At 50.6% G+C, this 5,620-nt stretch carries 2 tRNA genes and 3 rRNA genes; all 5 read left to right on the plus strand.

Going from position 1 to position 5,620, the window contains the following annotated elements:
* The first annotated feature begins 439 nt into the window (after positions 1–439).
* Positions 440–1,959: ribosomal RNA gene (locus R2Q59_RS20545) — 16S ribosomal RNA — on the plus strand.
* A gap of 178 nt (positions 1,960–2,137) precedes the next feature.
* A tRNA-Ile gene (locus R2Q59_RS20550) sits at positions 2,138–2,212 on the plus strand.
* A gap of 15 nt (positions 2,213–2,227) precedes the next feature.
* Positions 2,228–2,304: transfer RNA gene (locus tag R2Q59_RS20555), tRNA-Ala, on the plus strand.
* A 200-nt stretch (positions 2,305–2,504) separates the two neighbouring features.
* Positions 2,505–5,382 (plus strand): 23S ribosomal RNA (locus R2Q59_RS20560).
* 85 nt (positions 5,383–5,467) lie between these two features.
* Positions 5,468–5,579, plus strand: a 5S ribosomal RNA gene (gene rrf / locus R2Q59_RS20565).
* Together the 16S, 23S and 5S rRNA genes with 2 tRNA genes alongside form the textbook arrangement of a ribosomal RNA operon.
* Positions 5,580–5,620: the final 41 nt, after the last annotated feature.

The following is a 5,620-nucleotide window of genomic DNA, read 5'->3' on the forward strand; positions in this document are numbered from 1 at the left end:
GGATGATGGAAACGAAAGGCGCAAACAGCCGGAACGAGAGAAAGTTTCTGAAAAGTTAAAAAAAGATTTGCGGGAATGAAAAAGTTTCCTACCTTTGCAGTCCCAAACGAAACGGGAGCCCACGGACGGAGTTCGGAAGGCGAATAAGAGAAGATTGAAACGATGTAATTTTAAGTGAACGAACGGAACATCAAAAGACCATTCGGGAATTCGGGACCAACATCGCAACATATAAAAGGCCACCGCGAGGCACGGCCGGAAAGTTCATTAAAGAGATATCATTTATACAACGCAGCGAGGCAAGCAGTACGATTTCAAAGTACATGACACCGAGCTGTTTCTTAAGTCTGTAACTATCAGACAACATAATACAATTAGAATTAGACTATTTTATAATTCGTTAGAATAAGAATGGTCAGCGTTCGAACTACAACATTTTACAATGGAGAGTTTGATCCTGGCTCAGGATGAACGCTAGCGGCAGGCCTAATACATGCAAGTCGAGGGGTAGAGCTAGCTTGCTAGCTTGAGACCGGCGCACGGGTGCGTAACGCGTATGCAACCTACCTTCATCAGGGGGATAGCCCGGAGAAATCCGGATTAACACCGCATGAAATCACAGAACGGCATCGTTCAATGATCAAACATTTATGGGATGGGGATGGGCATGCGTGTCATTAGTTAGTTGGCGGGGTAACGGCCCACCAAGACCGCGATGACTAGGGGATCTGAGAGGATGACCCCCCACACTGGTACTGAGACACGGACCAGACTCCTACGGGAGGCAGCAGTAAGGAATATTGGTCAATGGGCGAGAGCCTGAACCAGCCATGCCGCGTGCAGGAAGACGGCCCTCTGGGTTGTAAACTGCTTTTACTCGGGAATAAACCTGCTTACGTGTAAGTAGCTGAATGTACCGAGGGAATAAGGATCGGCTAACTCCGTGCCAGCAGCCGCGGTAATACGGAGGATCCAAGCGTTATCCGGATTTATTGGGTTTAAAGGGTGCGTAGGCGGCCTGTTAAGTCAGGGGTGAAAGACGGTAGCTCAACTATCGCAGTGCCCTTGATACTGATGGGCTTGAATGGACTAGAGGTAGGCGGAATGTGACAAGTAGCGGTGAAATGCATAGATATGTCACAGAACACCGATTGCGAAGGCAGCTTACTATGGTCCTATTGACGCTGAGGCACGAAAGCGTGGGGATCAAACAGGATTAGATACCCTGGTAGTCCACGCCCTAAACGATGAACACTCGCTGTTGGCGATACACAGTCAGCGGCTAAGCGAAAGCGTTAAGTGTTCCACCTGGGGAGTACGCCCGCAAGGGTGAAACTCAAAGGAATTGACGGGGGCCCGCACAAGCGGAGGAGCATGTGGTTTAATTCGATGATACGCGAGGAACCTTACCCGGGCTTGAAAGTTAGTGAAGTTGCCAGAGATGGCAGCGTCCGCAAGGACACGAAACTAGGTGCTGCATGGCTGTCGTCAGCTCGTGCCGTGAGGTGTTGGGTTAAGTCCCGCAACGAGCGCAACCCCTATGTCTAGTTGCCAGCACGTAACGGTGGGGACTCTAGACAGACTGCCTGTGCAAACAGAGAGGAAGGAGGGGACGACGTCAAGTCATCATGGCCCTTACGTCCGGGGCTACACACGTGCTACAATGGATGGTACAGAGGGCAGCTACACAGCAATGTGGTGCAAATCTCAAAAAGCCATTCACAGTTCGGATTGGGGTCTGCAACTCGACCCCATGAAGTTGGATTCGCTAGTAATCGCATATCAGCAATGATGCGGTGAATACGTTCCCGGGCCTTGTACACACCGCCCGTCAAGCCATGGAAGTTGGGGGTACCTAAAGTACGTAACCGCAAGGAGCGTCCTAGGGTAAAACCGATAACTGGGGCTAAGTCGTAACAAGGTAGCCGTACCGGAAGGTGCGGCTGGAATACCTCCTTTCTGGAGTAGTATGGACTACTCGCTGCGTAAAAAATGATAATGTCTCTTAAGGAAAAACCAAAAAGATGAAGCCATCAGTGGTTCTGCGGACAAAGCAGGGACAGATTGGTTTTCAGTTGACGGTTAACAGTAAGCAGTTTAATCTGAAACTGTGAATTGGACACTGCAAACTATAAATAGTCCCGTAGCTCAGCCTGGTTAGAGCACTACACTGATAATGTAGGGGTCTCCAGTTCAAATCTGGACGGGACTACAAGCAAGTTTTTTTGGGGGATTAGCTCAGCTGGCTAGAGCGCCTGCCTTGCACGCAGGAGGTCAACGGTTCGACTCCGTTATTCTCCACCATCACCGGATGCTGTTACAGAAGCATCGAGAAAATAGGTACGCAGGTGCCCGGGATCGAAAAGTTCTTTGACATATTGGAAGAAGTTAAAATAGAAGAGCAAACAACAATAGAGACGTTGTTGGCTCGGATTGCCGCAAGGCATGATGGTTGACGACATATCAAAAAAGCATACCGTACGGCGCAAAAGGCGTACAGGTAGAAGAAAGTAAGAAAGAGTATACGGGGGATGCCTTGGCTCTCAGAGGCGATGAAGGACGTGATAAGCTGCGATAAGCCGCGGGGATTGGCAAATATGATTTGATCCGCGGATTTCCGAATGGGGAAACCTGGCATGTTGAAGACATGTCGCACATGGTGCGCAAACCTGCCGAACTGAAACATCTAAGTAAGCAGAGGAAGAGAAAATAATAATGATTTCCTGAGTAGTGGCGAGCGAAAGGGAAAGAGCCCAAACCACCCATGTCACGGCATGTGTGGGGTTGTAGGACTGTGACGTGGTTATAATGCAATGAAGTGGAACGGGATGGGAAGCCCGGCAATATAGAGTGATAGCCTCGTACACGTAAGTACCATTAGCCTAACAGTATCCTGAGTACCGCGAGGTCGGAGACGCCTTGTGGGAATCTGCCGGCACCATCCGGTAAGGCTAAATACTCCTGAGAGACCGATAGTGAACCAGTACCGTGAGGGAAAGGTGAAAAGAACCCCGAACAGGGGAGTGAAATAGAACCTGAAACCGTATACTTACAAGCGGTCGGAGCGTCCAGGTGGCGTGACGGCGTGCCTTTTGCATAATGAGCCTACGAGTTACTCTTCTCTGGCAAGGTTAAGTGCTTCAGGCACGGATCCGAAGCGAAAGCGAGTCTGAATAGGGCGCATAGTCAGGGGAGGTAGACGCGAAACCTTGTGATCTACCCATGGACAGGTTGAAGGTGCGGTAACACGTACTGGAGGACCGAACCGATAAACGTTGAAAAGTTTCCGGATGATCTGTGGGTAGGGGTGAAAGGCTAATCAAACTGGGAAATAGCTCGTACTCCCCGAAATGTTTTTAGGAACAGCGTCGTGGTGAGTTATATAGAGGTAGAGCTACTGATTGGGTGCGGGGGAGTCAAATCCTACCAAATCCAGACAAACTCCGAATGCTATATAATATACACGGCAGTGAGGCGCGGGGTGCTAAGGTCACGCGCCGAGAGGGAAAGAACCCAGACCATCAGCTAAGGTCCCTAAGTCACCGCTAAGTTGAACTAACGAGGTGCGATTGCATAGACAGCTAGGATGTTGGCTTGGAAGCAGCCATTCATTTAAAGAGTGCGTAACAGCTCACTAGTCGAGCGATCGTGCATGGATAATAAACGGGCATTAAGTGGTGCACCGAAGCTATGGATGACATTTATGTCATGGTAGGGGAGCATTCCAGCGGCAGCGAAGTCGTGGCGTGAGCCATGGTGGAGCTTCTGGAAAAGCAAATGTAGGCATAAGTAACGATAAGGCGGGAGAGAAACCCGCCCACCGAAAGGATAAGGTTTCCTGATCAACGCTAATCGGATCAGGGTTAGTCGGGGCCTAAGGAGAACCCGAAGGGGATATTCGATGGACAACGGTTTAATATTACCGTACCTTTTATAGATGCGATGTGGGGACGGAGTAGTGACACTGCCGCGAACTGACGGAATAGTTCGTTAAAGACCGTAGGTATTGGGATGGTAGGCAAATCCGCCAATCCAGCTGAAAGTCGATAGTACCGCAAGCCCTCGGGTGAGTGGATAGCGCAGGTAATCAGACTTCCAAGAAAAACCGCTAAGCTCCAGTCTATGAAAGCCCGTACCGCAAACCGACACAGGTATCCGGGAAGAGAATTCTAAGGTGCTCGAGTGAATCATGGCTAAGGAACTCGGCAAAATGGCCCTGTAACTTCGGGAGAAGGGGCGCTGTCAGCAATGGCAGCCGCAGTGAAAAGGCCCAGGCGACTGTTTAACAAAAACACATGGCTTTGCAAAATCGAAAGATGAGGTATAAGGCCTGACACCTGCCCGGTGCTGGAAGGTTAAGAGGGGATGTCATCCGCAAGGAGAAGCATTGAATCGAAGCCCCAGTAAACGGCGGCCGTAACTATAACGGTCCTAAGGTAGCGAAATTCCTTGTCGGGTAAGTTCCGACCTGCACGAATGGTGTAACGATCTGGGCGCTGTCTCAGCCATGAGCTCGGTGAAATTGTGGTCCCGGTGAAGACGCCGGGTACCCGCAACGGGACGGAAAGACCCCATGCACCTTCACTACAATTTAACATTGACATTGGGCACAGGATGTGTAGGATAGGTGGGAGCCTTTGAAGCGGCGTCGCTAGGCGTCGTGGAGGCAACGTTGAAATACCACCCTTTCTGTGTTCGGTGTCTAACCCGCCCCTGGCGGGGACATTGTTTGATGGGTAGTTTGACTGGGGTGGTCGCCTCCAAAAAGGTAACGGAGGCTTTCAAAGGTAAGCTCAGTACGCTTGGTAACCGTACGTGGAGTGCAATAGCATAAGCTTGCTTGACTGTGAGGCAGACAAGCCGAGCAGGGTCGAAAGACGGATATAGTGATCCGGTGGTTCTGCATGGAAGGGCCATCGCTCAAAGGATAAAAGGTACGCTGGGGATAACAGGCTGATCTCCCCCAAGAGCTCATATCGACGGGGAGGTTTGGCACCTCGATGTCGGCTCGTCACATCCTGGGGCTGGAGAAGGTCCCAAGGGTTCGGCTGTTCGCCGATTAAAGTGGCACGCGAGCTGGGTTCAGAACGTCGCGAGACAGTTCGGTCCCTATCTGTTGTGGGCGTTGGAATTTTGAGTGGGGCTGACCTTAGTACGAGAGGACCGGGTTGGACTAGCCTCTAGTGAATCTGTTGTTCCGCCAGGGGCATTGCAGAGTAGCTACGCTGGGGATAGATAAGCGCTGAAAGCATCTAAGTGCGAAACTAGCCACGAGATGAGAGTTCCATATAGGGCCGTGGAAGACTACCACGTCGATAGGTCACAGATGTAAAGGTGGCGACACCACAGTCGAGTGATACTAATAACCCGAGGCTTTCAAGAGCAACACGTTGTTTGCTCTTCAAAATTGACTTCTTTCAATAATATGTCATTCTGGGAATGGACCAAGTCCACCCATTAAAGATATTCAGGTGCCTATATCGGCGGTGTCCACCTCTTCCCATTCCGAACAGAGAAGTTAAGCCCGCCAGAGCCGATGGTACTGCAGTAACATGTGGGAGAGTAGGTCGGTGCCAGATCCTAAAGAGACCCCCTTCACGAAAGTGATGGGGGTTTTCTG

Origin of the sequence: Pedobacter frigiditerrae (genome assembly GCF_032678705.1) — a bacterium.
GTDB classification, from domain to species: Bacteria; Bacteroidota; Bacteroidia; order Sphingobacteriales; family Sphingobacteriaceae; genus Pedobacter; species Pedobacter frigiditerrae_A.